Raw genomic sequence first — 661 nt, forward strand, 5'->3', positions numbered from 1 at the left:
GCAGGTTTGATCGCTCGCTGGGGTCAAACTAAAGAGGCGTACGAGGGCATCGAGCGAATTATGCAAATGCCGGTTGAGCGTGAGGAAGACAAGCAATACCTACAACGCAACCACACCGAAGGACACTATGAGCTTGAAGGCGTAGGCATCACTTTCCCTGAACAAACAGTGCCGATCATTAAATCCGTCTCGCTTGATATTCCTGCAGGCAGTCGACTGGCGGTGATCGGTCGAATTGGCTGCGGAAAAACAACATTATTGCGCTTGTTAATGGGGCTCTATACACCGACCGAGGGCGTCATCAAATTGGATGGCATTGACATTCGACAACTGGATCCCAGCGATTTACGTTCTTTGATCGGATGTGTTGAACAACAACCGATGCTGTTTGCAGGGTCCATCCGCGAAAACATTGCATCCGGCACACCTTATGCGACTGACGACCAAATTCTAAAAGCCGCAGAGATGGCCGGCGTATTGGAATTTACCGCGACGCATCCAGAAGGATTAAATCGACAATGTGGAGAACAAGGACGCATGCTCTCAGGCGGGCAGCGTCAATGTGTTGCACTCGCACGCGCACTGCTTCGCGATCCAAAAATCTTAATTTTTGATGAACCAACTAGTGCACTAGATCAAGACTCAGAGCGACGTTTAATCA

General features: G+C 49.6%; 1 protein-coding gene. It reads left to right on the forward strand.

All coding sequences use genetic code 11. The features are described from left to right. Positions 1 to 661 (forward strand): ATP-binding cassette domain-containing protein (locus A3739_RS25800; protein ID WP_156502847.1); only part of this gene is annotated, 661 nt, incomplete at both ends.

The organism is Oleiphilus sp. HI0067 (assembly GCF_001635735.1).